General features: G+C 71.7%; 20 protein-coding genes and 1 pseudogene. 7 read left to right on the plus strand and 14 right to left on the minus strand.

Going from position 1 to position 24511, the window contains the following annotated elements:
• Window positions 1–11: 11 nt before the first annotated feature.
• Complete coding sequence (locus tag OG370_RS03490) at window positions 12–434, minus strand: cupin domain-containing protein (RefSeq protein WP_328460458.1); 423 nt, start codon at window positions 432–434, stop codon at window positions 12–14.
• A complete protein-coding gene (locus OG370_RS03495; protein WP_328460460.1) occupies window positions 431–1885 on the minus strand; it encodes an MFS transporter in 1455 nt (484 codons plus the stop codon). The genes OG370_RS03490 and OG370_RS03495 overlap by 4 nt, the downstream gene beginning before the upstream one ends.
• Window positions 1886–1942: 57 nt before the next feature.
• Here OG370_RS03495 and OG370_RS03500 point away from each other — a divergent pair, with 57 nt between their 5' ends.
• Entirely contained in the window at window positions 1943–2611 is a 669-nt protein-coding gene (locus tag OG370_RS03500; RefSeq protein ID WP_328460462.1) for a TetR/AcrR family transcriptional regulator, read from the plus strand.
• A 297-nt stretch (window positions 2612–2908) separates the two neighbouring features.
• Window positions 2909–4450 carry an eCIS core domain-containing protein gene (locus OG370_RS03505; RefSeq protein WP_443060606.1) on the plus strand — a complete coding sequence of 514 codons (1542 nt, stop codon included), beginning with the start codon at window positions 2909–2911 and terminating at the stop codon, window positions 4448–4450.
• 399 nt (window positions 4451–4849) lie between these two features.
• Here OG370_RS03505 and OG370_RS03510 read toward each other — a convergent pair whose 3' ends face one another.
• Window positions 4850–5488 (minus strand): TetR/AcrR family transcriptional regulator, encoded by a 639-nt coding sequence (locus OG370_RS03510; protein WP_328460464.1) that lies wholly within the window; start codon window positions 5486–5488, stop codon window positions 4850–4852.
• A 79-nt stretch (window positions 5489–5567) separates the two neighbouring features.
• On the opposite strand from OG370_RS03510, the gene OG370_RS03515 reads away from it, so the two are divergent.
• On the plus strand, window positions 5568–6968 hold the full coding sequence (locus OG370_RS03515; protein WP_328460466.1) for an MDR family MFS transporter: 1401 nt from the start codon (window positions 5568–5570) through the stop codon (window positions 6966–6968).
• Between the two features lie 36 nt (window positions 6969–7004).
• Here the strand turns inward: OG370_RS03515 and OG370_RS41405 are convergent.
• Window positions 7005–7211 (minus strand): annotated as a pseudogene (locus tag OG370_RS41405) (DUF4158 domain-containing protein); the annotation flags it as partial.
• A gap of 374 nt (window positions 7212–7585) precedes the next feature.
• Window positions 7586–8143, minus strand: a complete 558-nt coding sequence (locus OG370_RS03520; protein WP_328460468.1) for a hypothetical protein — start codon at window positions 8141–8143, stop codon at window positions 7586–7588.
• A gap of 404 nt (window positions 8144–8547) precedes the next feature.
• Here OG370_RS03520 and OG370_RS03525 point away from each other — a divergent pair, with 404 nt between their 5' ends.
• Both OG370_RS03525 and OG370_RS03530 read left to right on the plus strand, forming a co-directional pair.
• Complete coding sequence (locus tag OG370_RS03525; protein ID WP_328460470.1) at window positions 8548–9399, plus strand: MmyB family transcriptional regulator; 852 nt, start codon at window positions 8548–8550, stop codon at window positions 9397–9399.
• Between the two features lie 413 nt (window positions 9400–9812).
• Window positions 9813–10937: a PhlD gene (locus OG370_RS03530; protein WP_328460472.1), complete on the plus strand. Its 1125-nt coding sequence runs from the start codon at window positions 9813–9815 to the stop codon at window positions 10935–10937.
• A 95-nt stretch (window positions 10938–11032) separates the two neighbouring features.
• Here OG370_RS03530 and OG370_RS03535 read toward each other — a convergent pair whose 3' ends face one another.
• The 3 genes from OG370_RS03535 to OG370_RS03545 all read right to left on the minus strand — a co-directional run bounded on the left by OG370_RS03535 (window position 11033) and on the right by OG370_RS03545 (window position 14062).
• Window positions 11033–12040, minus strand: a complete 1008-nt coding sequence (locus OG370_RS03535; RefSeq protein WP_328460474.1) for an RNA polymerase subunit sigma-70 — start codon at window positions 12038–12040, stop codon at window positions 11033–11035.
• 64 nt (window positions 12041–12104) lie between these two features.
• Window positions 12105–12866 carry an isocitrate lyase/PEP mutase family protein gene (locus OG370_RS03540; protein WP_328460476.1) on the minus strand — a complete coding sequence of 254 codons (762 nt, stop codon included), beginning with the start codon at window positions 12864–12866 and terminating at the stop codon, window positions 12105–12107.
• Between the two features lie 284 nt (window positions 12867–13150).
• Window positions 13151–14062 (minus strand): NADP-dependent oxidoreductase, encoded by a 912-nt coding sequence (locus OG370_RS03545; RefSeq protein ID WP_328460478.1) that lies wholly within the window; start codon window positions 14060–14062, stop codon window positions 13151–13153.
• Window positions 14063–14132: 70 nt separating this feature from the next.
• On the opposite strand from OG370_RS03545, the gene OG370_RS03550 reads away from it, so the two are divergent.
• A complete protein-coding gene (locus tag OG370_RS03550; protein ID WP_328460482.1) occupies window positions 14133–14708 on the plus strand; it encodes a TetR/AcrR family transcriptional regulator in 576 nt (191 codons plus the stop codon).
• A gap of 97 nt (window positions 14709–14805) precedes the next feature.
• Window positions 14806–15243 carry a hypothetical protein gene (locus tag OG370_RS03555; RefSeq protein WP_328460484.1) on the plus strand — a complete coding sequence of 146 codons (438 nt, stop codon included), beginning with the start codon at window positions 14806–14808 and terminating at the stop codon, window positions 15241–15243.
• A gap of 28 nt (window positions 15244–15271) precedes the next feature.
• On the opposite strand, the gene OG370_RS03560 is transcribed toward OG370_RS03555, so the two are convergent.
• From OG370_RS03560 to OG370_RS03585, 6 genes are all read right to left on the minus strand, one after another.
• Window positions 15272–16408, minus strand: coding sequence for a ricin-type beta-trefoil lectin domain protein (locus OG370_RS03560; RefSeq protein WP_328460487.1), 1137 nt, complete (start codon window positions 16406–16408; stop codon window positions 15272–15274).
• Between the two features lie 36 nt (window positions 16409–16444).
• Complete coding sequence (locus OG370_RS03565) at window positions 16445–18991, minus strand: CBM35 domain-containing protein (RefSeq protein WP_328460489.1); 2547 nt, start codon at window positions 18989–18991, stop codon at window positions 16445–16447.
• Between the two features lie 472 nt (window positions 18992–19463).
• A complete protein-coding gene (locus OG370_RS03570; protein WP_328460491.1) occupies window positions 19464–21188 on the minus strand; it encodes a glycoside hydrolase family 16 protein in 1725 nt (574 codons plus the stop codon).
• Between the two features lie 22 nt (window positions 21189–21210).
• Window positions 21211–22107: a carbohydrate ABC transporter permease gene (locus tag OG370_RS03575; RefSeq protein WP_328460493.1), complete on the minus strand. Its 897-nt coding sequence runs from the start codon at window positions 22105–22107 to the stop codon at window positions 21211–21213.
• A gap of 11 nt (window positions 22108–22118) precedes the next feature.
• A complete protein-coding gene (locus tag OG370_RS03580) occupies window positions 22119–23111 on the minus strand; it encodes a carbohydrate ABC transporter permease (RefSeq protein WP_328460495.1) in 993 nt (330 codons plus the stop codon).
• Between the two features lie 62 nt (window positions 23112–23173).
• A complete protein-coding gene (locus OG370_RS03585) occupies window positions 23174–24502 on the minus strand; it encodes an ABC transporter substrate-binding protein (RefSeq protein WP_328460497.1) in 1329 nt (442 codons plus the stop codon).
• Between the last annotated feature and the right edge of the window lie 9 nt (window positions 24503–24511).

Raw genomic sequence — 24511 nt, forward strand, 5'->3', positions numbered from 1 at the left:
CCGCACTGCGGTCAGGGGGTGTCGGTGCGCTTCTCCAGGCGGGTGCCGTGGCGGCGGGTGATCGACATCAGGTCGCTGGGGGCGTCCAGTTCCAGCCGGTGCCAGCGTCCGCGGGGGACGATCACGGCGGTGCCCGCCGGCAACCGCACCATGTCCTCGGCGCCGCCGGGCCCGGTGGCGCGGAAGTAGACGCGGGCGCCGCCGGTCAGGCAGCACACCCCCTCCTCGGCCGACGGGTGCATCTCCCAGTGGTCGGCGTGGACGTCGGCGTCGGTCTCCACGTGGAACGTCGCGACCTGCCAGGCATCGGAGTCGCTGCCGTCCATCCGCCGTTCGCCGGCCCGGACGTCGCCGTCGGGGTGGAAGGTCAGCGCCAAGGCGAACAGGTCGATGGCGTCGATGGAGGAGGGGGACGAGGTCGGGTTCGTCGTCATGAGGGTGTTCCTTCCAGTCGGTTCTCTGCGGGGGTGGAGGGTCGCGGTCGGGCGGTTCCGGCTCCTGCTCCGCGGCGGGGCAGCGCGACGAACGCCACGACGGCCGCGAGCGCGAAGAGGGCTGCGGCGACGGTCAGGCTCAGGGCGTACCCGTCGTTGAGCGCCGCGGGGCCGGTGGCCGCGCCGGTGCGATGCGCGGCGACGGTGGCCAGCGCGGCCAGGCCGATGCAGCCGCCGAGTTGGCGGGAGCTGTTGAACAGGCCGGAGGCCATGCCGGCCTCGCGGGCGGCGACGCCGTTGGTCGCGGCGGTGGCGACCGGGGCCAGCACGAGTCCGGTTCCGACGCTGGTCATCAGGGACGGGCCGAGCACGTCGGTGAGAAAACCTCCGTCGGGGCTGATGAACGCGAACCACACCAGGCCGGCGGCGGCGAGCAGGGCTCCGGGTACCAGGCACGCCCGGGGGGTGCGTGCCGCGGTGACGCGGGTCGCGACGAGGGTGCCCGCGATCAGGCCCGCGGAGAAGGGCAGGAACGCGGCGCCGGTCGCCGCGGGGCCCATGCCCAGCACCTGCTGCATGTACAGGGACACGAAGTAGAACGCCGCGAACTGCCCGGCCGCGGCGAGGAACACCAGCGCGTTGGCACCGGCCACCCAGCGGCTGCGCAGCAGGCCGAGCCGCAACAGCGGTGCGGGGGAACGGGATTCGGCGTACCCGAAGGCGACCAGCAGCACGGCCGCGGCGGCGAGCATGGTCAACGTGACCGGCGAGCTCCACCCTTCGACGTCGGTGCGGAGGTCCGCGAACACCAGCAGCCCGACTCCGCCCGTGGCCAGGACGGCGCCGAGCACGTCCAACCGCTCGCGCCGGGCGGGGCGTTCCTCGGCGGGCACACCGGTGCGCACCAGGGCGAGCGCGATCGCCACGATGGGCAGGTTGATCAGCATCACCCAGCGCCAGCCTGCGTACTCGGTCAGCAGCCCGCCCGCCAGCACACCCAGTGCTCCCCCGGCGGCGTTCACCGCGCTCCACACGCCGAGCGCGCGTACGCGCCCCGGGCCCTCGGTGAAGGTGGTCGTGAGCATCGCCAGCGCGGCCGGGGCGGCCGCGGCGGCTCCCAGGCCCTGCCCGGCGCGGGCGGCGATCAGCTGCCAGGGCGCCTGGGCCAGCCCGCCCGCCAGCGAGCACACCCCGAAGACGGCCAGGCCGAGCACGAACATCCGGCGCCGGCCGTACAGGTCGCAGGCGCGGCCTCCGAGCAACAGGAATCCGCCGAGCGCGAGCGCGTAGGCCTGCACGACCCACGACAGTCCGAGCGGCGTGAATCCCAGGGCGGTGCGGATCGCGGGCAGGGCGACGTTGACCACCGACATGTCCAGGGCGATGGCGAACTGGGCGACGGCCGCGGCCGCCAGCACCACTCCGGGCCGCCCCCGTGAGTTTTTATACATGTAAGGAAACTAGCCTCCCGAGGGTGCTTCTGTCGATGTCCGGGGGATGATGGGGTCATGCCGCAGCCGTCCGCACCGCGCAGAGCCCCTGGCCGACCTCCCCGTATCTCCCGCGAGGAGGTCATCGAAGCGGCCCGCCGGATCGTCGCCGAGGAAGGCGTGGACCGGCTGACCATGCGGCGGCTGGCCACGGAGATCGGCAGCACGCCGATGGCGCTCTACCACCACGTCCGCAACAAGGAGGAACTGCTCGTCCTGCTGCTGGACGACTACACCGAGCGGACGCTGCGCCGCCCCGAACTGCCCGCCGAGCCCCGCGAGCGGATCGTCGTCGCCGCCTCCACGATCCACGAGGCGCTCGCCGCCTGCCCCTGGATCGTGGAGGTGCTGACCGCCGACGACCTGATGTCCACCGCCGCGCTGTGGTTCGTCGAGCAGATCGTCGACGGCCTGGTCGTATGCGGCCTCTCCCCCGAGCGGGCCGTGCAGGGGTACCGCGCGATCTGGTACTACACCGCCGGCGAGATCGTGGTCCGGACGTCGGCGGCCCGGCGGCGCACCGGCGACGACCGCCCCACCTACCGGGAGCAGGTCTTCGCCGCTCTGGACCCGGGCGACCTGCCCCGCCTGGCGCAGGTCGCGGACCGCTGGGCGCCGCTGACCGCCGAGGACACCTACCGGGACGGGCTCCGGGCCCTGGTGGACGGTCTTCTGACGCCGCGTTGACTCCTCGCCGCCCGCGCTGCCCGGGCCGGGGGCGCGGGCGGCGCGCATCCCCTGCCCGGTGGGGGCACGGACGGTACCCGCGCGAACGTACGGGCGTGCCCTTCCGCTTCTTGCCGCGCGCCGTCGACCCCGTCTAGACAGGGAACAGGCTCGACGGAGAGCCGGCTGGGCCCGGGTGAGCGACTCGACAGGGAGCCGGCCGGACGCGCGGGCCGGCCGGACGCGGGAGCCGGCTCGACGAGCAACCCGCGGGTCGGACGACCGGCTCGCGGCGTGCAGCACCGAAGGAGTGAGTACGTGCAGGAGCGGAAGCAGGATGTGAGCGCTGCGCAGCGGCCGGGAACGGTGCCGCGCAAGCCCGCCGCACTGCCGCGTACCGAGGGGCTCGGGCCGGCGGCCGCTTCCGCCACGCAGGCGCCGGGCGGGCACTCACCGGCGTCGGTCATCGCGTTGCAGCGTTCGGTCGGCAACGCCACGGTCGCCCACCTGCTGGAGACGCAGCGCCACGTCCACGGGGCGTCCTGCGGCCATCAGCAGACCGCGCCGGAAGAGGGCCCGGTGCAGCGCCGGACGGCCGCGCATGACGTGCTGGGCCGTCCCGGCCGGCCGCTGCCCGAGCCGGAACTGCACGACATGCAGGCGCGGTTCGGCGGCGCCGACTTCAGCGACGTCCGCATCCACAACGACGCGGCCGCGAAGAAGTCGGCGCAGGAGATCGGCGCCCGCGCCTACACCTCCGGCAGCCACATCGTGATCGGCGAGGGCGGCGGCGACCGCCACACGCTCGCCCACGAACTCACCCACGTCCTCCAGCAGCGGCGGGGCCCCGTCGCGGGCACGGACAACGGCAACGGGATGAAGATCTCCGACCCGTCCGACCGCTTCGAGGTCGCCGCGGAGGAGAACGCCCGGCGGGTCATGTCCGGGAGTGCCCCCGCCACCGGGCGGACGGCCCAGCGGGCGGTGGACGACGCGGTGGACGGCACCGTGACCGATACGGCGGCCGGCGCGGGGCCCGCGCACGCCGTGCAGCGCCGCAAGCCGTCGGCAGACGCTCCCAAGGACCACTACGCGGCCAAGGCGCAGGACCACCCCGAGTGGGCCGTGTTCCAGAAGATGATGAAGGCCGGCGGGTTCCCGGCGGACGTGATCGAGAGCGCCTGGCAACTGCTGCTGGGCGGGATCGCCGAGCAGGCGGTCCTGAACCAGAAGTCCTCGGACCCGTCGATCGACTCCGCGGAGCGGCGCAAGATCCGGGCCTCGAACACCTGGTTCCGCGAGCTCGTCAACCTCGTCGGCGAGCATCTGCGGATCACCACCCCGACGTTGGCGCTCTGGTCGGGCGGCTTCGACGTGAGCGTCTACGCCCACGGCAAGGGCCACACCTCGCTGGAGTTCACCCGGCTCGGCAAGGTCGTCGACCAGTTGGAGCTGCACGCCGACTGGAAGCTCCAGGCGCCTTTGTGGAACGTCCTGTCCACCGCGTTCGTCGAGCGCGCGACGGGCCCGGTGCACGTGTTCCTGCGGGCGTACAACCCCGACAGCGTCCTGATCGCGCAGGAGATCCCCCAACTGCGCATGATCCAGCAGCTCAACCCCGCCGTGACCCTCATGTGGCACCCGCTCTACACCACGCCCGACGGGAAGATCAAGGAGATCTCCGAGCGCCTGGAGCTCACCGACAACGCGGAGTACAAGAGCCGCGACAAGTGCGTCGCCGTGATGTACCACTACCTGCTGCGGTTCCACGACGAGAGCAACAGCAAGGCGTCGATGGCGCACAAGGAGATGAACGAACTCCTCGCGCAGAACGTCAACCCGAAGGCGACGACGGCCTGACGGAGTCCGCCGCCCTCGCCGGTCCCCGGTCCGGTCACGCCGCGACCGGGGCCCTTCCGGGGGCTTCCCCGGCGGCTACGCCCCGGCCCCGACAGGCGCACCGCCATGTCCGTCCCGGGCCCTGGCTCGCTGGTGTGCACGGCGAGTTCGTCGGCGAGCGTGTGCAGGAAGGCGCCGCGGCGGCAGCCACGGTGAGATCGTCGCGGACCGTGACCGAGATCGGGTGCTCTTCACCCAGCGCCCGTCCGCAGCCGGTGAGGTCTTCTCGCACAGCGCGACGGCCTGCCTGAGATCCGCAGTCGTCAGCCCCGCTTCGGCCTGCGGGCTGGGATGCCCCGGCCCTACGGAACCGCCGACTCTCCGACAGCAACTCCCGACTGCTTCAGGCGATCCCGTCGGTCAGCGTGGAGCGTAGGCGCGCAGGAAGATGCGTACGCCGCCGGTCACCAACTGGTCGATCTCGGAGTCGTCAAGCCGTACGGCCCCGTACCAGGAACGGTGGTTGACGCGCCCGGTGACCAGCAGGCCCAAGAACTCGGCGGCCTCGTCCGGGTCGGGGATGTCGAGGAGGCCCTGTTTGCCGAGTTCGGCCAGGCGTGCGGCCAGGGCGCGCTGGACGGGGCGGTCCTCAGGTGACGGCCGCAGCAGCGCCGGGAAGTGGGGCGCCTCTGCGATCATCAGCCGTAGGACCGCGGCGCGTTCGGCGGAGCGGGCGACCTCGGTCCCGAATGCCCGGCCGAAGTCGGTGAGCGCGGTCTCCAGATCCGCCTTCCGCGTGACGGGCCCCAGGGTCCGGTCCAGCAGTTCCTGGAAGGACGCGGCCTGCGTGGCTTGGGTCTCCTCCACAGCGGACAGGAACAGCCGCTCCTTGTCACCGTAGTAGTCATAAATGGTGCGTTTGGATACGCCCGCCGTCTGAGCGATGGCGTCGACGCTGGCGCGCGCGTAGCCCTCGCATACGAAGATCTCGAGTGCCGCTCGCACGATGGCGGCGCGCTTGGCGGGCGACCCCTGACGGAGGGTCGATGTGTCGGGCACGGACGGCTTCCTTCCCTCACGGCTATTACTACACCGTGCAGTATAGTCGAGCTACACTGCACGGTGTAGTGTCGCGACTATGACGAACACGACGACCGGCGCGCCGGCTACCGACCGCCTCGATCCCGCCGTACTGAAGCTCGGAGCGGTCATCGTGACCGGGTCCATCACCGCGATGCTGGACATGACGATGGTCACGGTCGCCCTCGCCGACCTCGCAGGTACGTTCGGCGCGTCAGTGACCACGGTCCAGTGGGTCAGCACCGCCTATCTGCTGGCCATCGCGACGGTCATCCCGGCGACCGGCCGTCTCGCCGAACGTTTCGGCATCCGAGCCATGTGGATGTTCTCGCTCAGCGCCTTCCTCGCCGGTTCGGTTCTGTGCGGGGCCGCCTGGTCGATGGCAAGCCTGATCGCGTTCCGGGCCCTCCAAGGCATCGGCGGCGGCATGATCGTGCCGCTGAGCATGATGATCCTGACCCAGGCGGCTCCGCCCGAGCAGCGCGGACGCGTCATGAGCATCGTGGCCGTGCCTGGCCAGGTCGCCCCCATTGCGGGACCGATGATCGGCGGTCTGCTCGTCGGCGCCGTCGGCTGGCGCTGGATCTTCTACGTGAACGTGCCGGTCTGCCTGGCCGCGCTCCTGCTGGCCCGGCGCGGCATCCCTACCGGCACGTCACGCCGGCAGGGCGAAGGCCGGCTGGACACGATCGGCCTGGCGCTGCTCTCCCCCGCCCTTGCCATGATCGTCTATGGGTTCTCCGCGCGTACGGCACGGCTGCCGCTGCTGGTCACGGGGGCGGCTCTGCTCATCGCCTTCGCCGTCCACGCGCTGCGCACGCGCACCATCGCCCCGTTGCTGGATCTACGGCTGTTCACCCACCGGCCGTTCGCCGCCGCGTCAGCGCTGAACTTCCTCTCCCGGTTGTCGATCTTCGGCGCGATGGTCCTGATGCCGCTGTACTACCAGCAGGTCCGCGGCCACAGCGCGCTGACTGCCGGCCTGCTCCTCGCACCGCAGAGCCTCGGCACGATGCTGGCCCTTCCCTACGTCGGAAAGCTCACCGACCGGATCGGCGCGCGCCCCGTCGTCCTCACCGGAATCGCCATCACCGCACTGGGCACGCTCGCCTACACCCAGGTGGAAGCGCACACCAGCGACCTGGTTCTCGGTGCGTCCCTGCTGGTTTTCGGAATCGGGGTGGCGGCCGTCGCCGTGCCGGTGTCGGCCGCCGCGTACGACGGACTGCCGCCCACCGCCATCCCAGGCGCCACGAGCGCCATCACCACGGTGCAGACCGTCGGCGCGTCGGTCGGCGCAGCCGTGCTCACCGCGATCCTGCAGAGCAGGGAAGCCCACCACTTCAACACACCGGCGCGCGCCTTCGCGGACACGTTCTGGTGGGTCCTGGCCGTCACTTTGCTGACGCTGATCCCGGCCCTGCTCATCCCCCTGCGACGCAAAGCGGAGCCGCGCTGACTTCCCCCACCCGTCAGAGCGGCCCCGCGCGAGCAGGAACTCGTCCAACTCCTCCAGCTCCGGCGCCTTCGCGGGCTTCCAGTTCAGGCACCGGATCACCTCGCGAAGGTGCCCGGTGCGGGTCTGCGTCCGTTCCCCGTAGAACCGCAGCTCGCCCACGGGAATCCGCAAGTGCTCGGACTGCCGGGCCACCTCCGCCGCGGGCGCTGAAGTGACGTCGTCCGCGAACACACGGGTCGCCACCGAGAACCCCCACTACAAGCAATCCCCTACGGCGACCGTTGTCGTATCGACGGCTTACCGCATTACATGGTGAACGAGCCGGCCACTCCTCAAGACACGGCGTGAAGGGGACTGCTGTTCCCGCCGTCAGCGGCTGTGCGGCACCCCGGGCTCTCGCGAGGTCTCCGCCGTACGGGCGGACCGGACGACACTGCGCTCCACTCCGAGTGTCATCGTCCCAGGTCGGCGATATCCGTTGTTTTTGCGGCCGTTGCTACGGCGACCCAAGGGAGTGCCACCGGGCAGGGACTCGTACGGCTCCTTGTGAAGCCGGTCAGGCCGGAGCGCGGAACCCGATCGGCCCGGAGAGCGGCGCGCGGTGGCCCACGTCGTCCTCAGAACAGGGGCTCCGCCGCTGTGGGGATCGCCAGGGGCGGGGTGAGGGTGCCGCGGCGGGTGCGGGCGAAGGCGGTGAGGAGGTGCTTGGCGGCAAGCGCCGCGCCGGGCACCTGCCGGGCGAGGTCGCTCGCGGCGAGGTCCAGGAGCGCGTCGTGGGCCTCGGGCGCCAGCGCGCCGAACCGGTCCAGCGGGATGTGGACGGTGGAGGGCGGGGCCGGCGTGAGGGGGTTGCGGGACAGGCGTATCCACACCGGCCCGGTCCCGGGAGTGGCTGACCGCTGGGCGACATGGGCCGCGACCAGAGCGCTGGTGGCGCGGTTCACGGCGGGATGCGACCACGCGGAGATGATCAGCGGCGCGCGGTCGAGCGCGGCCATCGCCTCGCGGTAGGGGTCGCCTCGGAGGGCGGGCACCGTCGCGGCGGCCACGGTCATGCCCGCCGCGCGCAGTGTCGGGCCGATCGGCAGCGTCGTGTCCGGATCGGTGAGCACGACGGCGTCGCGGGTGGGGGCGGGGCGGATCGGTGTCTGCCAGCAGGGGGTCGGGAGGGTCACCGCAGGACCTCCGCGCGCGGCGCCGGGCCGGGCGGCGGGGCTGACCAGGCGGACCGGGCGGACCGGGGGGCGCCGCCGAAAGCTGCCGGCCGCCGGACGGGTCCGGCTCCGGGCCGCCGCACGCCGTCGCACGCACGGCGGGCCGGCGGCGGGCCGTGCGTGCGACGGACGTGCGCCTCGTACGGGACCGTGTCCCGCCGGCTGTGCCCGGTGCGCGTCGTGGTGTCCATGCTTCCAGGGGAGACCCTGCGGGCGGCGGCCGGAAGGGTCGAACGTGACCCGGGTCGGCGGCCGACCCGGGTCAGTCGACGACCCGGGTCGGGCTGTCACCAGGCACCGGCACCGAATGTCACCTATGGTGGCGAACAGTCTTATTACGGGCTTGCGACGTCAGGGGGTGCCGGATGGCGGACCCGGGTCAGCGTCCGCGGCTCGGCACGGACCTGCTGCCGACCTGGCGGGCACGTATCCACCCTCGGGACCTGCCCGAGGCGGCCGGACTGAAGCCGCTTCCGGAACGGTTGACGGTGGCCCTCATGTCCCGCCTGGTCCACACCGACGAGCGCCACTACCGCCGGATCGAGCGCGGCACCGCGCACGGTGTGAGCGCCGCGCTGATCGAGGCCATCGCCCAGGTACTGCACCTGTCCGCGGACGAGACGGAGTTGCTGTACCTGTGGTGCCGCAAACCCCCGCCGCGCACGCCCCCCAGTGACGCCGGGGTGCAGGCGGACCTGCTGTCGGTGCTCGACCGCGAGGAGCACGGCGCCTACTGGTGCTCCGCCGACTACGAGGTACTCGCCGCCAACCGGCGCGCCCTGGGCAACTGGCCGTGGATGGCCGACACGGGCACCAACGTCATGGTCTCGCTGCTGCGGGGTCCCGGCCGCGCGCAGTGCGCCGACTGGGAGACCCGATGGGCCCCGCTGCTGCTGGCCCAGCTGAGACGGGAGTTGATCCAGTCCCCCGACAACGCGGCGCTGCACGGGCTCGTCGACCGGCTGGTGACCGGTGACCCGGTGGTCGACCGCATCTGGCGCGCCACCGCGGAGAGCCAGCCGCGCGCCTACGGAACCACCCGCCCCATGGTCATGCCGCCGTGGCGGCCGTACACCGACGGCGCCGTCGAGATCACCGTCACGGCGCTGGTGCCCGTCAGCAGGCCGGACCTCCGGCTGGTGGTCGGGGTCCCGGCCCCCGACGTCACCCCGCAACTGCCGGAACTGCCGGAGCCGGCGACGCGCGAGGCCGGATAGCGGCGGGGCGGGAGAAGGGGGGCGGGTTCGCGCCGATCGCCTTCGCCGGGAAGCCGCTCGCCAGGAGCCGTACGCCGGGGAGCCGTTCGTCCAGGCGCGTTCGTCGCGGAACCGTAAGCCCACAGGCCGCACACCGCGAAGCCGCACGCCGCGAAGCCGTACGCCGCGAAGCCGTACGCCGGGAGCCGTTCGTCGCGGAACCCACCGGCGGCGAGCCCACCGTCACGACTCCCCTCGCCGGGAGTCGTTCGTCACAGTGCGGGCCACCGCCCCGAGTTCCTGCGGGCGATCCCGGATGTGGCGGCCCTCACTGCGGCATCCTGGCCTCCAGGACCCGGACGTCCGGCACGATGAATCCAACCCGGCCATACCGGGCCCTACCGGACCTTTCGACCGAGGAAGCAGGGGGCGGCATGCGAGTGGCAGTGACCAAGCCGGTGGTGGTGCGGGCGCCGTACGAGGTGTCGACCGATGCCATCGAGGCGGACTGGCTGGAGAGGTGGCCGCTGGAGACCCAGCCGCCGGAGCGGCGCCGGCGGCTCGCCGCCGCCTTGCGGATGGTGCGCTCGACGGGCGTCACGTCGCGGCCGTGGGTGGCGCCGCTGGACGTCGTCGGCGACGGGGAGCGCGATTCCCGCACGGTCTACTCAGAGGCGTTCGCCGCGGTGGTGGACATGGCGGCGACGGCCTCGCTCCAGGCGCTGGAGGCGGCCGGTCTGGCGCCGGAGGACGTCGACTGCGTGGTGACGACCCACACCACGAGCTGGACGATTCCGCAGCTGGACGTCGCCCTGGTCAACCGGCTCGGCCTGCGCCGGGACGTGGCGCGGGTGCCGGCCGCCACCCTGGCCTGCGCGGGCGGCGCGCACAGCCTGATCCAGGCCAAGCGGTATCTGGCCGACCGGCCCGACGGCGTGGTCCTGGTCGTCGCCGGCGAGGCGCTGTCGATCCTGCACATGCCCTGGCGCGAGCCATCCAGGACCGGCGTGCTCTACGGGGCACTGTTCGGGGACTCCGCCGCCGCCACCGTCATGGCCGGCGCCGGGCCCGGGCAGGAGGACTCCGCGCGCCGGCTGGTCGCCGCGGGCGGCGGCCTGATCGCGGACGTCGACAGCTGGGAGTGGCTGCAGCCCGGCGAGAGTCCCTACTGGGGCGAGCTGCACCCCGCCGGGGTGCCGGGCGCGGGACGGATCACGTTCGAGTCCAACCGGGACGCCACCAAGGGCGCCCGCGAGTCCATGCCCCACCTGGTGAAGTGGCTGGACGGCAGGCGCGTGGAGTGGGCGGTGGTGCACCCGGGCGGACCGGGGATCATCACCGACACCGTCGATGCCCTCGGCCTCCCGCCGGAGGCCGGCCGGCACTCCGTGGACTCCCTCACCGGCGGCAACCTCGGCGGCGGCGCCGTGCTCGACGTCCTGCGCCGCACCCTGGAGGAGGGCCCGGCGCAGGGCCCGGGCGTGCTGGTGAGCTACGGCCCCGGCTTCGTCGCCGACGCGATATTCCTCGACGTCCCCGCCGAGTCCCCGACGGTCTGAGCCGCCACGACGCGCGGGGCGGGCCCCACCCCTCCCCGCGCGTCGCCCTCTCCCCGTGCCCTCCCCGCGCGTTGCCCTCTCCCCCGCGTCGTCCGTCAGGGCCGGGCCGGGAGCGCGAAGTGCCGGAACGGGTCCGGCTGGATGAACACGGCGAGTTCGGTGATGCGCCGGTCCTCGACGGAGAGCACGCCGATGCCGAAGGGCCGGTGTTCCGGCTCGCCCGGCGCCCGCCAGTAGAGCGCGAACGCCGGTTGACGGTTCGCCCTGGTGGGCCGGACCCGCCATCCGTCGCCCATCACGCCGAACACGTGCTCGCGCAGGAACACTTCGATGTCCGCCCGCCCGGAGAACCACGACAGCCTCGGCGGCATGACCAGTCGCGCGTCGGCGCGCAGGAGTGCCACCAGCGCGGTGACGTCCGACGACTCCCAAGCGGCGACGAGTCGCCGGAGCATGCCTTCCTCGGCCGCGCTGGAGCGCCGGGTCCATTCGCTGCGGCCGGCGGGCAGGTGGTCGGCCAGGGTCGCGCGCGCCCGCGCCAGCGCGCTGTTCACCGCTGCCCGGGTGAAGCCGAGCACGAGCGCGGTGTCCTTGGCCGACCAGTCCAGGACGTCACGCAGCACCAGGACGGCTCGCTGGCGCGGCGGAAGGCGCTGGATCGCCGCCAGAAACGCCAGCTCGATCGTCTCCTTCGCGGTCACGAACGCTTCCGGCTCGTCCTCGGCAGGCGCGGCCGCTTCGAGCAGCCGGTCGGGATAGGGCTGCAGCCACGGCAGTTCGACCGGCGGCGCCGGCCCCCGGCGCGGATCACCCGGCGGGGAGACGTCGGTGGGCCAGACCCGCGCCTTCCGCCGGCGGAGCGCGTCCAGGCACGCGTGGGTGGCGATGCCGTACAGCCAGGCCCGGAACGGCGCGCTCCCGGCATAGCTGTCCAGCCGCCGCCACGCGCGCAGGTAGGTCTCCTGGACGGCGTCCTCGGCGTCCTCGATGGTGCCGAGCATGCGGTAGCAGTGCACCTGCAGCTCGCGGCGGTACGGTTCGGCCAGCCGCTCGAAGGCGTCTGCGCTCCCGGCGCGCGCGGCGTCGACATCTGGTTGCTCCACACAGGTATGACGCGCGGGGAGGCGCGGACTCATCGGTGGGCCCGCACCTCCCCGCGGCGCGCGGTCATACCCGCAGCTTCTCCACCGCGGTCTTCAGATCGGCCAGGGCCGCGCGGTAGAAGCGGGGGCCGTACGACACCCGTGCCACGCCCAGTTCGCGCAGCGCCGCCAGGTCGAGGTCCTCACCGGTGTTGCCGTTGACCGGGCCCGGGAGCCCGCTGACGAGGGTGGCGATGTCGTCCTTGTCGCGCATCCCGATGGGGTAGACGCAGTCGGCGCCGGCTTCCAGGTAGAGCCGGCCGCGTCGTACGGCTTCCGTGACCCGCGCCTGCCCGGTCAGCTCGCTCGCGGGCAGGAACGTGTCGACACGGGCGTTGATGACGATCGGGACCCCGGCGTCGTCGGCGGCGGCGCGGACATCCGCGAGCCACTGCGCCTGGGCACCGGCGTCGGCGAGGCCGCCCTGCCGGTGGTCGGTGTCCTCCAGGTTGCAGCCGACCGCGCCGATGTCCAGCAGCCGGTCCACCAACTCCCGCGGCCGCATGCCGTATCCCGCCTCCGCGTCCACCGTCACCGGGACCTCCACCGCGCGGCTGATCCGCCCGGCCGCGGCGAACATCTCCTGCCACGGCGCGCGCTCGCCATCGGGATGGCCGAGCGTCGCCGAGACGGCCGCGCTGGCGGTGGCCACCGCGGGGAAGCCCGCCTCCGCCACGACCGCCGCGCTCCCCGCGTCCCACACGTTGGGCAGCACCAGGAGCTCGCCCGTGTGCAGCGCGCGCAGCCTTTCCGCGCGGGCTTTCAGCGTCGCCACCTGAACGGTCATCGACTTCCTCCTCTTTCACGGCACATCACGTCGCGAAGGCGGTGAGCTCCTCGCGGGCGCGCCGGGACGAACCGGCGCACACGGGCCCAACTGTGCTTCCCCACCGGGGGTTTGCGTCCCTACGGTGCGTTCAGCGGTACGGCGTCGCCCGCCCGCGTTCCCTGACGGCGCCGGAGCGCCTGCCCGCCGCGAGCGGCTCGGTCACAGGATCGGGAACGGACATCGTCGTCACCTGTATGACGCGCCGCGAGGCGCCCGGTGATCGGTCGGCGGGAGAATCCGGCTCACCCGGGGGTTCCGGCTCGGACGACCAGGACGCGGCGCCCCCGAGTGTGGCCGGCCTGGCTGTCGACGTGGGCGGTCGCGGCCCCGGCGAGCGGGTACGCCTTCTCAACGGGGATGTACAGCCTGCCCCGCGTGATGAGGTCGGCTGCCACGGCGAGCGCGTCCGGCACGCTCCCGGCCACGCCGGAGAAGCGCACGCCGAACTCCGGCGCACCGAGGTCCGCGATGGAGACCACCTTCCGCGGATCGCCGGTCAGCTCGACGAGTTCGCGGATCACGCCCGAGCCGGCCAGGTCGAGCGCCGCGTCGACCCGGCCGAGCCGGCGCACCCGCGCGACCCAGCCCTCGCCGTAGGTCGTGGCGAGGGCGCCCAGGCTCCGCAGGTACTCCTGGTTCGCGGCGCCGGCCGTGCCGATCACCGTGATGCCGCGGTCGCGGGCGATCTGCAGCACCGCCGATCCGACTCCCCCGGCCGCGCCGCTGGCCAGCAGCGTCTGCCCGGACCGCACCCCGACCTCGCGGAGGATACGCAGCGCGGTCTCCACCACGGAGGGGTACCCGGCCGCCTCCTCGAACGTCAGGCCCTCGGGCATCCGGGCCCAGGCCGACAGCACGGCGAACTCGGCGTAGGTGTCGGTGCCTTCGCCGAACACCCGGTCACCGACCTCGACCCCTTCGACGCCCGCGCCGACCTCGTCCACCACCCCGGCGGCGTCCAGCCCGACTCCGGCGGGCAACCGGATCGGATGGGCCCCCAGGACCTGGCCTTCCCGGAGCCGCCAGTCGACGGGGTTCACGCCCGCCGCCCGTACGGCGACGCGTATCCGGCCAGGGCCCGCGTGGGGCTCCTCGGCGTCGATGAGGTGCAGGACGTCCGGACCGCCGAACTCGGCGAAGCTCACTTTCTTCATGCCGGCGACCGTAACACTAACGGTTAGCTTTTCGAAACAGGTTCAGTTTCGTATCTGATAGCGTGATCGCATGACCGTGGAGCCCGGACGCCGTGCACGCAAGAAGGCCGCGACCCGCCGGAAGATCGCCGACACCGCTTTGCGGCTCTTCCTGGATCGCGGGTACGACGCGGTGGGCATCCGCGACGTGGCCGCCGAGGCCGACGTCGCCGTCACCACGCTCTTCTCCCACTTCGCCTCGAAAGAGGCCCTGGTCTTCGAGCAGGACGAGAACTTCGAGCAGCGCCTGGCCCAGGCGGTCACCGGCCGCGCGCCGGACGAGCCGCTGATTCCCGCACTGCACCGCGAGATCCAGGCCATGGTCCGGCACTGCACGGCGGACAGCGCCGCCCCGATCTGGCGGATGATCGACGAGACCCCCGCCCTGCGGGAGTACGAGGAGTCGATGCGGCTGCGCCACGCGGAGGCGCTGGCGACGGCCATCGCCGCCGATCCCGACCTGCCGCAGAGCACGACGGCCTGCCGGACGCTCGCGCGGTTCGCGATCGACGCCTACGCGGTGGCCCGCGAGGAGGCCGACCCGCAGGCCGCGGTGGACGAGATCTTCCGGATGATCGAGGCGGCCTGGAAGGTCACCAGCCCGTAGCCTCCCCCAGAACGGGCCGCGCGGGCGGGACCCCTCCCGCGGGCCGCCGCCACAATCGGGGTACCGCGCCCGCCGCGGTGGCGGCTTCGGAGGGGCGATGGGTGACGCGTCGGTGTGCTGGAACTGCCGGGCCGGGCCCGCGCACCCGCTTGCCGCGCACCGGGTGCACCTGAGCCGTGACGTGTGCAGGAGCTGGGTCGTCGTGGGGCACCACGACGAGTGGCGGTCCCGGGAGGTGTCGGTGCCCCGCTGCCCGCGCTGCCGGCGGATCAACCTCGCGTACGCGACGTACCACTCGGCGCTGAGGATCGGCGGCGGGTTCGTCGGTTTCCTCGCGTCGGCAGGCGCCATCGCCGCTCTGACCGTCCCTCACTACAGCGCTCTGGTCGTCGCCGGGTTCATGGCCGCCGCGCTGCTGGTCGTCCTGGTTCCGGCCCGGCTCTTCATGTGGCGCCACCCGAGGAAGGAGCCGAAGGACTACCCGCCCGTGGCGAAGCTGATCGCTGCGGGCCGGCACCTCGGGAATCCCTACTGACGGCAACCCGAGGCCGGGTGACGCGGGATCACATCTCCTGCAGCGTGGTCCACTTCTGCGCGCCGGTGCCGTTGCAGTTCCACAGCTGCAGCTGGGTGTTGTCCACGGTGGACGAGCCGGGGTCGTCCAGGCAGCGGCCGGACTGCGGGTTGCGGTAGCCGCCGTCGTACGGCTGCCAGACCTGGGAGCCGGTGCCGTTGCAGTCGTAGAGCTGCACCAGGGTGCCCTCGGCCGTGCCGCCGCCCGTGGCGTCCGTGCACTTGCCGTAGATGCGCAGGGTGCCGTCGGTGCGGCGGGTCCACCACTGCGCGTTGGTGTCGTTGCAGCCGCGCACCTCGACGGGGGTGCCGTTGCCGGTCCTGGCGTGGTCGTCGTTCAGGCACTTGCCCGCGATGCCGGAGTACACCACGCCGCTGGGGCCCGGCGTCCCGATCCAGCCGGCCGCGTCGGCGGCCTGTATCCCGGCGTCGAAGGCGTCGGCCATCTTCTGGTAGCCGCCGTCGTTCGGGTGCAGCGCGTCCGAGAGGTCGGCGGCGGTCAGCGCGCTCATGTCGACGAAGCGGACGTGCTTGCCCGCCGCCTGCTCGGCCTGGGCGATCGCGGGCACCTGCTGGTTGAACGCCGTCCGGTACGGCTCCTCGACCGAGTTGGTCGACACGATCAGCGAGGCGAGCAGCACCGTGACGCCCGGCACGTCGGCGGTGATCCGGTCGACCAGGGCGTGCAACCGGTCCGGGGCGGTGGCCACCTGGTAGTCCTGGTTGAGGTCGTTGGTGCCGATCATCAGGGTGACCACGTTGGGCCGGTAGGTGCTGAGGACCGAGTCGGCGATGCCGGCGATCTGGTCGATCCGCCAGCCGCGGTGGCCCTCGTTGTCCGGGTCCATCATGCTGCCGCTCTGCAGGCTGCCGACGAAGTCCAGGGGGTGGCCCTCGGCCTTGAGCGCGTCGCGCAGCGGGACCCGGTAGCCGTTGCCGAGGCTGCTGCCGACGCCCCAGGTGATCGAGTCGCCCAGCGGCATCACCCGCAGGGTGGCGGGCGCGGCGGCCGAAGCGGGGGCCGAGGCGGGCCCGGGGGCCGAGGCCGTCGCGGCCGGCGCGCCCGCGCCGACCGACACGAGGAGCCCGGTGACCGCGACCGCGACCTCCGCGAGAAGTCCTCTCATTCCCGTGCCCACCTTCTGTCAGGGGTGATGGTGATGTCAGGGGGCGAGGGTGACGACGGCCTGGTTGCCCGCGCCCGCGGTGACGGTGACCGTGAAGATGCCGGTAGACGCGGTGTAGGTGACGGTACCGACGCTTCCGGTCGTGGCGGTGGCGGTGGGCTTGCGGGACGCGTGGCCGTGCAGGGTGACCGGCCCCTCGCCCGCGGCGAAGGCGACCGTGGTGTGGACGCTTCCGTCGTCGCTCAGGTGCTGGATGCGCTTGTCGCCGTGCGCGACGAACTTCCCCGCGTCGCCCAGGAACGCGATCCCGGAACGGCCGACCGGGGCCACCACCCAGTACGTTCCGCTGGTCACCGTGGAACTCACCTTGCCGCCCGCGGAGATGAGCGCGCCGGTGCCGGCGTAGTAGTCGTAGGCGTACGCGGCCGTGGAGATGCCGAGTTCGGCGAGGGTGAAGGACGCGGTCTGGACGGGGCCGGTGGGGATCGTGCCGGGGGTGACGCCGAGCCAGTCGATGTTCCCGCCGCCGGCGCCGGTCGCGGTCGCCCGTACGGTGTTGGCGCCCTTGGCCAGGGTCACGGTCAGCCCGACCACGGTCCAGTTCGTCCACCACTCCGTCGAGGGGAACGACAGCGCCTGCGACGCACCCCCGTTGACGCTGATCGCCAGCGGGCGGTCGGTGAACGAGGCGTTGGCGTAGCGGAATTGGAGGGTGTGGGTGCCGGCCGTGGCGGCCTGGACGGTCCACTGGACGTAGTCGCCGCCGGCGTTCTGGTAGTCGGCGTAGCCGGTGCCGGTGTAGCCGTCCTCGTCGCTGCCGACGACCGCTCCCGACAGCGTGGCGTCCTCGGCCTGGTAGAGCTGTTGGGGGGTGGGGGTCTGGCGGGCGTAGGCGAAGACGTATCCGTAGCCCAGGCCGCCGGCGTGCTGGACGTGGGTCGCCGCGACCATCGGGGGGAGTTTCCCGGCCGCTTCGGCGACGTAGGTGGCGTCGGTGGGCACGATCGGCGTGTCGGGCTTGACGATGATCCCGTCCGCGCGGGCGACCTGGCGCAGGTGGCCGGCGTCGACCTTGCCCAGCGCGTCGCCGACACCGACCGGCCCGGCCGACAGGTTCGCCAGCAGCAGGTTGTCGATCTCCCCGCTGAGGAAGACATCCGCCCACGGCCAGATCCCCAGCGCCCCCGCGAACTGCGAGTCGTACAGGAACTCGTCCCACTTCGGCCGGTCGAACCGGTCGTCCGACACCCGGATCGTGGTCAGGTTCTGGTAGCGGACGCTCTGCAGGTAGTCGCGCGGCAGCGCCATGCAGTACTGCAGGTCCATCCCGTTGCCGGCCGCCTGATGCGCCATGTTGTCGAAGAAGGCGTCGGCGTCGGTGAGGTTCTCCGCGGGCTTGGCGTTGTTGCACAGCCAGTCCTGCTCGTAGACGACCACTCCTCCCTCCCGCAGGTAGGCCATGATGCTCTGCCAGTACGCCGGATCGATGACGACGTTGTCGGAGAACCGGTACTGGCCGTGGTACGGGCTGGACTGGTCCATCCACCGCGCGTGCGTCACCAACGGCATCCCCAACTCCTGCTGGAACGCGGCCAATCCGTCCGGGAACAGCTCCTGGTCCGCCTCGTACAGCGACGTGCCGTCCGGCAGGTCGTCCCACTTCCCGTCCGGGCCCTTGGGATACCACCAGCTGTCCAACTGCATGTAGCCCATCGGGATGTTCTGCGCCGCCCACTCGTCCCGCACCGCCAGCAGCGTGCCCGTGTACCCCTTGGCCTGGTCGAACGTGTAGTAGTAGTCCGCGCCGTTGTCCGTCCAGTACCCCAGCGTGCTCAGCACGACCCCGGTGTCACTGGCCGGCACGGACTTGCCCGCGAGGGTCCGCACCGCGGAGCCCCACGCGCGGTACGCCGCCCCCACCCCCGCCTTCACCGACAGGACCGTCTGCCGCGAGTACCCGGCCGGCAGCGTCGCGATCGAGCCGAGCACCCCCGCCGCGATCGACCCGTCCGCACCCTGCGAGGTCTGCGCCTCCTGGAAGTGGTTCGCGGCCGAGACCACGAACGTGTCGCCCGCGTCGTCGAAGAACACCCAGGGACTGTCCGACGCGCCCTCGAACGTGTTGAACTGCGCCCGCCCGAAGCAGTCACGGTGGCTCAACCGGTGGGCCAGCCGCGGGTATCCGGTGAACGTCGGAAACGGCCCCGCGTTCGCCGCGGCCGTCACGTAGGTGTCCGTGAAGACCACCGCCGACGCACCGTCGTAGACCCGGATACCGCCCTTCCGCGCACCCGCGCGGAACGTGAACGTCGTCTCCGTGTAGCCGCCCAGCGCGTCCGCACCCGAGCGGGTGGCGATCCCGGTCGCCGCCGAGCCGAGCGAACCACTGAACGTCCACCCCAGCACGCTCGCCGTCACCTCCCACGTGCCGGACGCGTTCACGGTTCCGCGCAGCACCGTCGGCCTCGACGGTGCCGCGCTGCTCGCGCTCGCCCGCCCGACCGCTCCCGCCAGGGGAAGGGCCAGCGCGGCGGAGCCGACACCGGTGGCCCTGAGGAAGACGCGACGACTGAAACCGGTCATGGGGGGTGCTCCTCGTCTCGTTGCGGGCAGCGGAACGCGCGCGGTGGGGGCAGGCGGCCGTGTTTCGCTGAGGTGCTGGTGAGGTGCTGAGGAAGACGCGCGTGAAGGTCACGCGAAGGTCGTACGCCGTGAACGCGGCACCGGAGCGCGGCAACGGCCCGTCCGCTGCGTGAAGATGCGGTGCGCCCGGTGAGGGGGATGACGCTCAGTGTGCAGTGGTGTCGCTTTTGAGGTCAAGACTCAAGACGAGGAAACACTTCCCCACATGGGTTCACTCATGTGAAGCTCGGATCAGGGAGTGACCTCAACGTGCAGCCCAGGGCGATGTCCTGGCGACTCGACGTTCAATGAACCGACCTTCATTCACGTATGAAACCGTCTCGGCCGCTACGGAACAGGGCCGCCCCCTCCGACGGGAAGGGGCGGCCCTGGTACACATCCCCGGTGGTGCCCGGGAGGCGTGGTCCGAAGGTCAGTTGAGCACGTGCGCCGCGTCGACGCTGACCGCGGTCCCGGCCGAGGCCGACTGGGAGGTGCCGCTGACCGTGAGGGTCAGCGTGTGGTGCCCGGCGGTCAGGCCGGTGCTGCTGAAGACGGTGTGCTGCGCCGCGGCGGTGGCGGAGTACTCGTCGATGCCGACGGGAGTTCCGCCGTCGATGGAGACCTTGGCCTGCCCCTGCGCGGGGCCGGTGGCCCCGACCAGCGAGGCGCCGGTGCCGTAGAACTCGAAGGTCGAGGTCGCCCCGGCCGAGGAGGAGGTGTGGGTGGTGGAGGTGTAGGCCGCACTGTCGCTGTTCTGCGCCCACGTCCCGCCGTAGCGGAAGAGGTCCTCACCCTGGCCGTCGCCGGGCACCTGCGGGGTGGCGGTGGCGCCGCGGACCATGTCGGCGTCGTCCACCTCCATGTCCGCCTTCTTCCACACGTGCACGTAGCCGATCTGGCTGGTGGCGGGGAACCCGGTCGCCGTGGGGCTGGAGTTGTACGGCGAGCGGATGCCCTGGGACAGGATGATGTTCATGCCGGTCTGGTTGTAGTCGGTGTTGTCGTACGTGCGGGCGAGCACCCCGTCGACGTAGAACTTGAGGTAGCCCGGCCCCCACTCCAGGCCGTAGGTGTGGAAGGAGCCGTTGAGGCTGCTGCCGGCGGTGTAGTCACCGGTGTGGCTGGTCAGCGTCGTGGAGGTCGGCGACTTCCAGTTGTGGTCGGTCATGCTGACCCACTTCGGCGAGCTGGTGCTCTGGCCGATCTCCTCGATGTCGATCTCGTTGCCCCAGACCGGGTCGATGTGCTCCAGCCAGAACGCCGGGCAGGTGCCGGGGAACGCCGTGGCGGACGCCTTGATGCTCGCCTCCACGTAGCCGTACTTGATCGTGTCGAGGCTGATCACCCCGCCCGACTGGTAGGGGGTGTTCACCCGGGTCTCGAAGCCGGGGTCGGTGAGCAGGTTGGTGCCGCCGCCGTCCGCGGTGAAGCTCGCGTCGTCGAGCCGGGTCCAACCCTTCTCGTTGGAGGCGCTCTTGAGCCCGACGCTGCACGATCCGCCGGTCACCTTGATGCCGCTGAGGGTGTAGAGCGTGTACGCGCCGTTGGACTTGGGGATGGACAACGAGGTCGCGGTGTTGGTGGAGCCGCAGTTGTTGGCGACCAGGGACTGGGTCTGGTCGTTCGCCCCGCCGGTCCACACCCAGGCCGAGAAGGTGTAGGTGCCGTCGGCGAGGCTGCTCACCTTCTGCTGGGTGGTGACGTCGTAGCTCCAGTAGTTGTAGTGCACCAGCGCCGAGGAGCCCGAGCGGTGCTGGGTGGTGGTGACGTAGTCGGCGAGCGGCGACCACGAGTCGGCGCTGACGGTCTGCCAGCCGGAGGGCGTCTCGTTGAAGGAGTCGTTCGGCGCGTACTCGGAGTTGAGCGAGAGGTTGCCGCCGGACTCGGCGATGTCACTGGCGTCCCAGCGCCACACGTCGCTGTAGGTGAGCGGCATCGGCTGCCACTTGGAGGTGTCCACGCTGGTCGCGCCGAAGTCGTCGGAGTAGGCCGGTGAGTAGACCCAGTTGCCGGACCCGGTCGGGTCGGAGACGGGCAGCGGGTCGGCGGCGGTGGCGGGCGTGGCCCCGCCGGCGACGGTGAGGGGTATGAGGCCGGTGCCGAGCAGCGCGAAGGCGAGGGCGCGCGTGGTGAGGGTGCGCAGCGGTGATCTCATGGAGGGGTGGTGCTCCCTTCCGTTACTTTCCGGCGCCGAGGGTGAGTCCCTCGATGATTCGCCGGCCGAGCCAGATGTAGATGAGGAGCAGCGGGAGGAGCACGATCACGATCCCGGCGAAGAGCTGGCCCCAGTCCGCGCCGGTGTACTGGAGGCGCTGCATGAACTGGATGAGCGCCAGCGGGAGGGTGTCGTTGATCGAGCTCTGCAGGAAGACCAGTGCGAAGGTGGTCTCGCTCCAGTGGGCGACGACGTTGAGGATCAGCAGGGTGACGATCCCGGAACGCGCCAGCGGGAACATGATCGAGCGGAAGGTGCGCAGCGGTGAGGCGCCGTCGAGGGACGCCGCCTCCTCCAGTTCGCGCGGCAGCGAGGCGAAGAAGCTGGTCAGGAAGAACACGGCGAACGGCAGCGAGGTGCCGACGTAGATCAGCCACAGCCCGAGGAAGCTGTCCACCAGGCCGGCCTGGTTCATCGCCGCGTACAGCGGCAGCACCACCATCTGGGCCGGGACGCCCAGGCCCAGGGCGAAGCCGAGGGAGATGGCCCGGGTGCCGCGCACCTTGAACCGGGCGAGCGCGTACGCGGCCGGCGCGGCGAACAGTACGGTGCCCAGGGCGGTGGCGGTGACCAGCCCGACGGTGTTCACCAGCGCCACGCCGAAGTTGCTCTCCTGCCAGGCGTCGGCGAAGTTGCCCCATCGCCAGGTGTGGGGCAGCGACAGCGGGTTGCTGAAGATCTCGTTGGTGGTCTTCAGCGAGGCGAGCAGAATCCAGAGGACCACGAAGATGCTGAATCCGGCGATGATCCAGGTGGCGGCGCGCACCGCGGTGGTGACGGTGCTGCCGATGAGGGCGGGGAAGGTACGGGAAGGGCGGGAGCGGGAGGAGCGGGTGCGGGCGGGCTCGCGGGGTGTCACGGCGGTGGACCTCACAGTTCCACCGACTCACGGCGGAAGACGCGGCTGAGCAGGACGACGGCACAGGCGGCGAGCAGCATCGTCACCACGGAGGAGGCCGCCGCGGTTCCGTACCGGGGGGTGCCGACCGAGGCGAACGCCTCGGAGTAGGAGTAGACGGCGGTGTTCCAGATCTTCAGCGGCGGCAGGTAGCCGCCACCGCCGGCGAAGGCGTAGAGGAACTCGAAGATCTTGACGGAGCTGATCGCCCACAGGATCGCCGCGACCCCGACCGCGTCCCAGGTCAGCGGGAGGATGACATAGCGGAACCGCTGCCAGGCGTTGGCCCCGCTGATCTCGCACTCCTCGAACAGGTAGGGCGGGATACGGTCCGCGGCGGCCATCAGGATCGTGGTGTAGAAGCCGGTGTTGATCCAGATCAGGCCGACCAGGACGACGGCGAACAGGTTGTCCTCGGCGAGCCACTGGGGCGGGTGGTGGAATCCGCTCCAGCCGAGGATCTGGTTGATCATGCCGTCGTGCTGGAACAGGAATCCCCACACGATGGCGAGCAGCACGCCCGGGGCGATGTTCGGGAAGAACACCACCATGCGGATGAACTTGCGGCCCCGCATGTCGCGCAGGGCGAGCATCATCATGAAGGCCAGCACGAAGGTCGCCGCGCCGACGCCGAACAGGATGATCAGGGTGTTGGTGAAGGACGACCGGAAGGTCGGGTCGTGGAACAGCATGCGGAAGTTCTGGAAGCCGACCGGCTTGACCGGCCCGGAGCCGGACCACTTGGTGAAGGCGAGCCCCACCGTGATCAGGCCCGGGACGACCAGGAACCCGGCGTAGAGCAGGGCGGCGGGGATGACGAACCAGCCGAACAGGCGCCGCTTGGAGCGTTCGAGCGGGTTGGTGGGTGCCGAGCGTCCGCCCGGGGTGTCCTGGTCGGTGTTCCCGGCCGTCCCCTTCCGGACGGTGCGGTGGCGGTCCTCGGCGCCGCGGATGGTCGTTGTCACTGGGGTACCTCCGGAAGGGGGTTCGAGCCCGCAGCACGTACGGCCGCTGCGGTGGGGCCGGATCAGCCGTTGTTGGACCAGTACGCCGCGCTCTGCTCGGGCAGCTTGGCCGCGAAGTCCTTGGCGGAGGTCTTGCCGAACAGGAGGCTGTTCACCAGCGGTTCGAGCACCTTGGTGGTCCAGTCGCTCTGGTAGTCCACGAGGCCGTCGTACTGCCCGTGCAGCGGCTTGGTCGCGGCGTCCAGGTTCTTCTGCACGCCGGCCAGCACCGCGGGGGCGGCGACGTCCCAGCGCGGGGTCAGGTTGGCGGTGTCGGTCGCGATGGCGGCCAGCCGCTGCTTGTTCATGAAGTAGCTGATGAACTGCTTGGCCTCGGTGGCGCGGGCCGCCTTCTTCGGCACCGTGAAGCCGATCAGGTACGCCTCGGGGCTGCCGCCGTCGCCCGCGGCGACGTTCGGCATCGGGAAGAAGCCCGGTTTGAAGCCGCGTGCCAGGTAGGAGGCGGTCTCGGAGGGAATCCAGGAGCCGCAGTAGAGGAAGTCGGCCTTGCCCGCGGCCCACTTCTGCTGGAGGGCGGGGAACTTGCTGCTGCTGTAGCCGGGCGCGAAGTAGTGCTTGGTGACCAGTTCCTCGATCCGCTGGGCGGCGGCGAGGATCGCCGGGTCCTTGAGCGCGTCGCCGGTCTTGTCGCCGGCCGCGGCGCGCAGCTTGCCGGGGCCGAGCTGGTTCACCACCAGTTCGGCGAAGTAGTAGAGGTTGTAGAGGGCGATGTCGCCGTCCTGGGCGATCGGCGCGCGGCCGGCCGCCTTGGCCTTCTGGAACAGGGCGGTCAGCTCGTCCCAGGTCTTCGGCGGGTTGGCGGCGACGTCGGGGTGGGCGGCGGCGTTGAACCAGAACCCGGAGGAGGCCACCTCGTAGGGGATCATCCAGGTGTCGCCGCCGGTGGTGACCAGGTCGGTGTAGGCGGGCTTGACGGCTGCCGACAGCGGCTGGGTCTCACCCTCGGCGGGCTTGCCGAGCACGTCGTTCAGCGACAGCGCGTTGCCCGTGCTGACCAGCACCGAGCGCACGTTGCGCTGGGCGCCGTCGATCAGGTCGAACGGGGTGGTGCCGGCGTTGAGGGTCGGCGAGATCTTGGCGAAGACGTCGCGGCCGCCCCACTGCACGTCGACCTTGATGCCGGTGTCCTTGGTGAACGCGGCGATCTGCTGGGCCAGGACCTTCTGCTGCGGCTCGCCCTCGCTCCAGCTCGACCAGAAGGTGAAGGAGCCCTTGGCGGAGCCGCCGGAGGATTTTTTGCCGCCGACCACGCGGCCGCAACCGGCCAGCAGCGGGCCCGCGGCGAGCGCGGTGACCGCGGCGGCGAAGGCGCGTCGAGATGTTTCAGGCATGAGCTGTCC

The organism is Streptomyces sp. NBC_00448 (genome assembly GCF_036014115.1).
GTDB lineage: Bacteria > Actinomycetota > Actinomycetes > Streptomycetales > Streptomycetaceae > Actinacidiphila.

Coding starts and splice junctions, on each gene's coding strand:
- OG370_RS03490 (WP_328460458.1), bottom strand. CDS start 434: ATGACGACGAACCCGACCTCGTCCCCCTCCTCCATCGACGCCATCGAC.
- OG370_RS03495 (WP_328460460.1), bottom strand. CDS start 1,885: ATGTATAAAAACTCACGGGGGCGGCCCGGAGTGGTGCTGGCGGCCGCG.
- OG370_RS03500 (WP_328460462.1), top strand. CDS start 1,943: ATGCCGCAGCCGTCCGCACCGCGCAGAGCCCCTGGCCGACCTCCCCGT.
- OG370_RS03515 (WP_328460466.1), top strand. CDS start 5,568: ATGACGAACACGACGACCGGCGCGCCGGCTACCGACCGCCTCGATCCC.
- OG370_RS03525 (WP_328460470.1), top strand. CDS start 8,548: ATGGCGGACCCGGGTCAGCGTCCGCGGCTCGGCACGGACCTGCTGCCG.
- OG370_RS03530 (WP_328460472.1), top strand. CDS start 9,813: ATGCGAGTGGCAGTGACCAAGCCGGTGGTGGTGCGGGCGCCGTACGAG.
- OG370_RS03540 (WP_328460476.1), bottom strand. CDS start 12,866: ATGACCGTTCAGGTGGCGACGCTGAAAGCCCGCGCGGAAAGGCTGCGC.
- OG370_RS03545 (WP_328460478.1), bottom strand. CDS start 14,062: ATGAAGAAAGTGAGCTTCGCCGAGTTCGGCGGTCCGGACGTCCTGCAC.
- OG370_RS03550 (WP_328460482.1), top strand. CDS start 14,133: ATGACCGTGGAGCCCGGACGCCGTGCACGCAAGAAGGCCGCGACCCGC.
- OG370_RS03555 (WP_328460484.1), top strand. CDS start 14,806: ATGGGTGACGCGTCGGTGTGCTGGAACTGCCGGGCCGGGCCCGCGCAC.
- OG370_RS03560 (WP_328460487.1), bottom strand. CDS start 16,408: ATGAGAGGACTTCTCGCGGAGGTCGCGGTCGCGGTCACCGGGCTCCTC.
- OG370_RS03565 (WP_328460489.1), bottom strand. CDS start 18,991: ATGACCGGTTTCAGTCGTCGCGTCTTCCTCAGGGCCACCGGTGTCGGC.
- OG370_RS03570 (WP_328460491.1), bottom strand. CDS start 21,188: ATGAGATCACCGCTGCGCACCCTCACCACGCGCGCCCTCGCCTTCGCG.
- OG370_RS03585 (WP_328460497.1), bottom strand. CDS start 24,502: ATGCCTGAAACATCTCGACGCGCCTTCGCCGCCGCGGTCACCGCGCTC.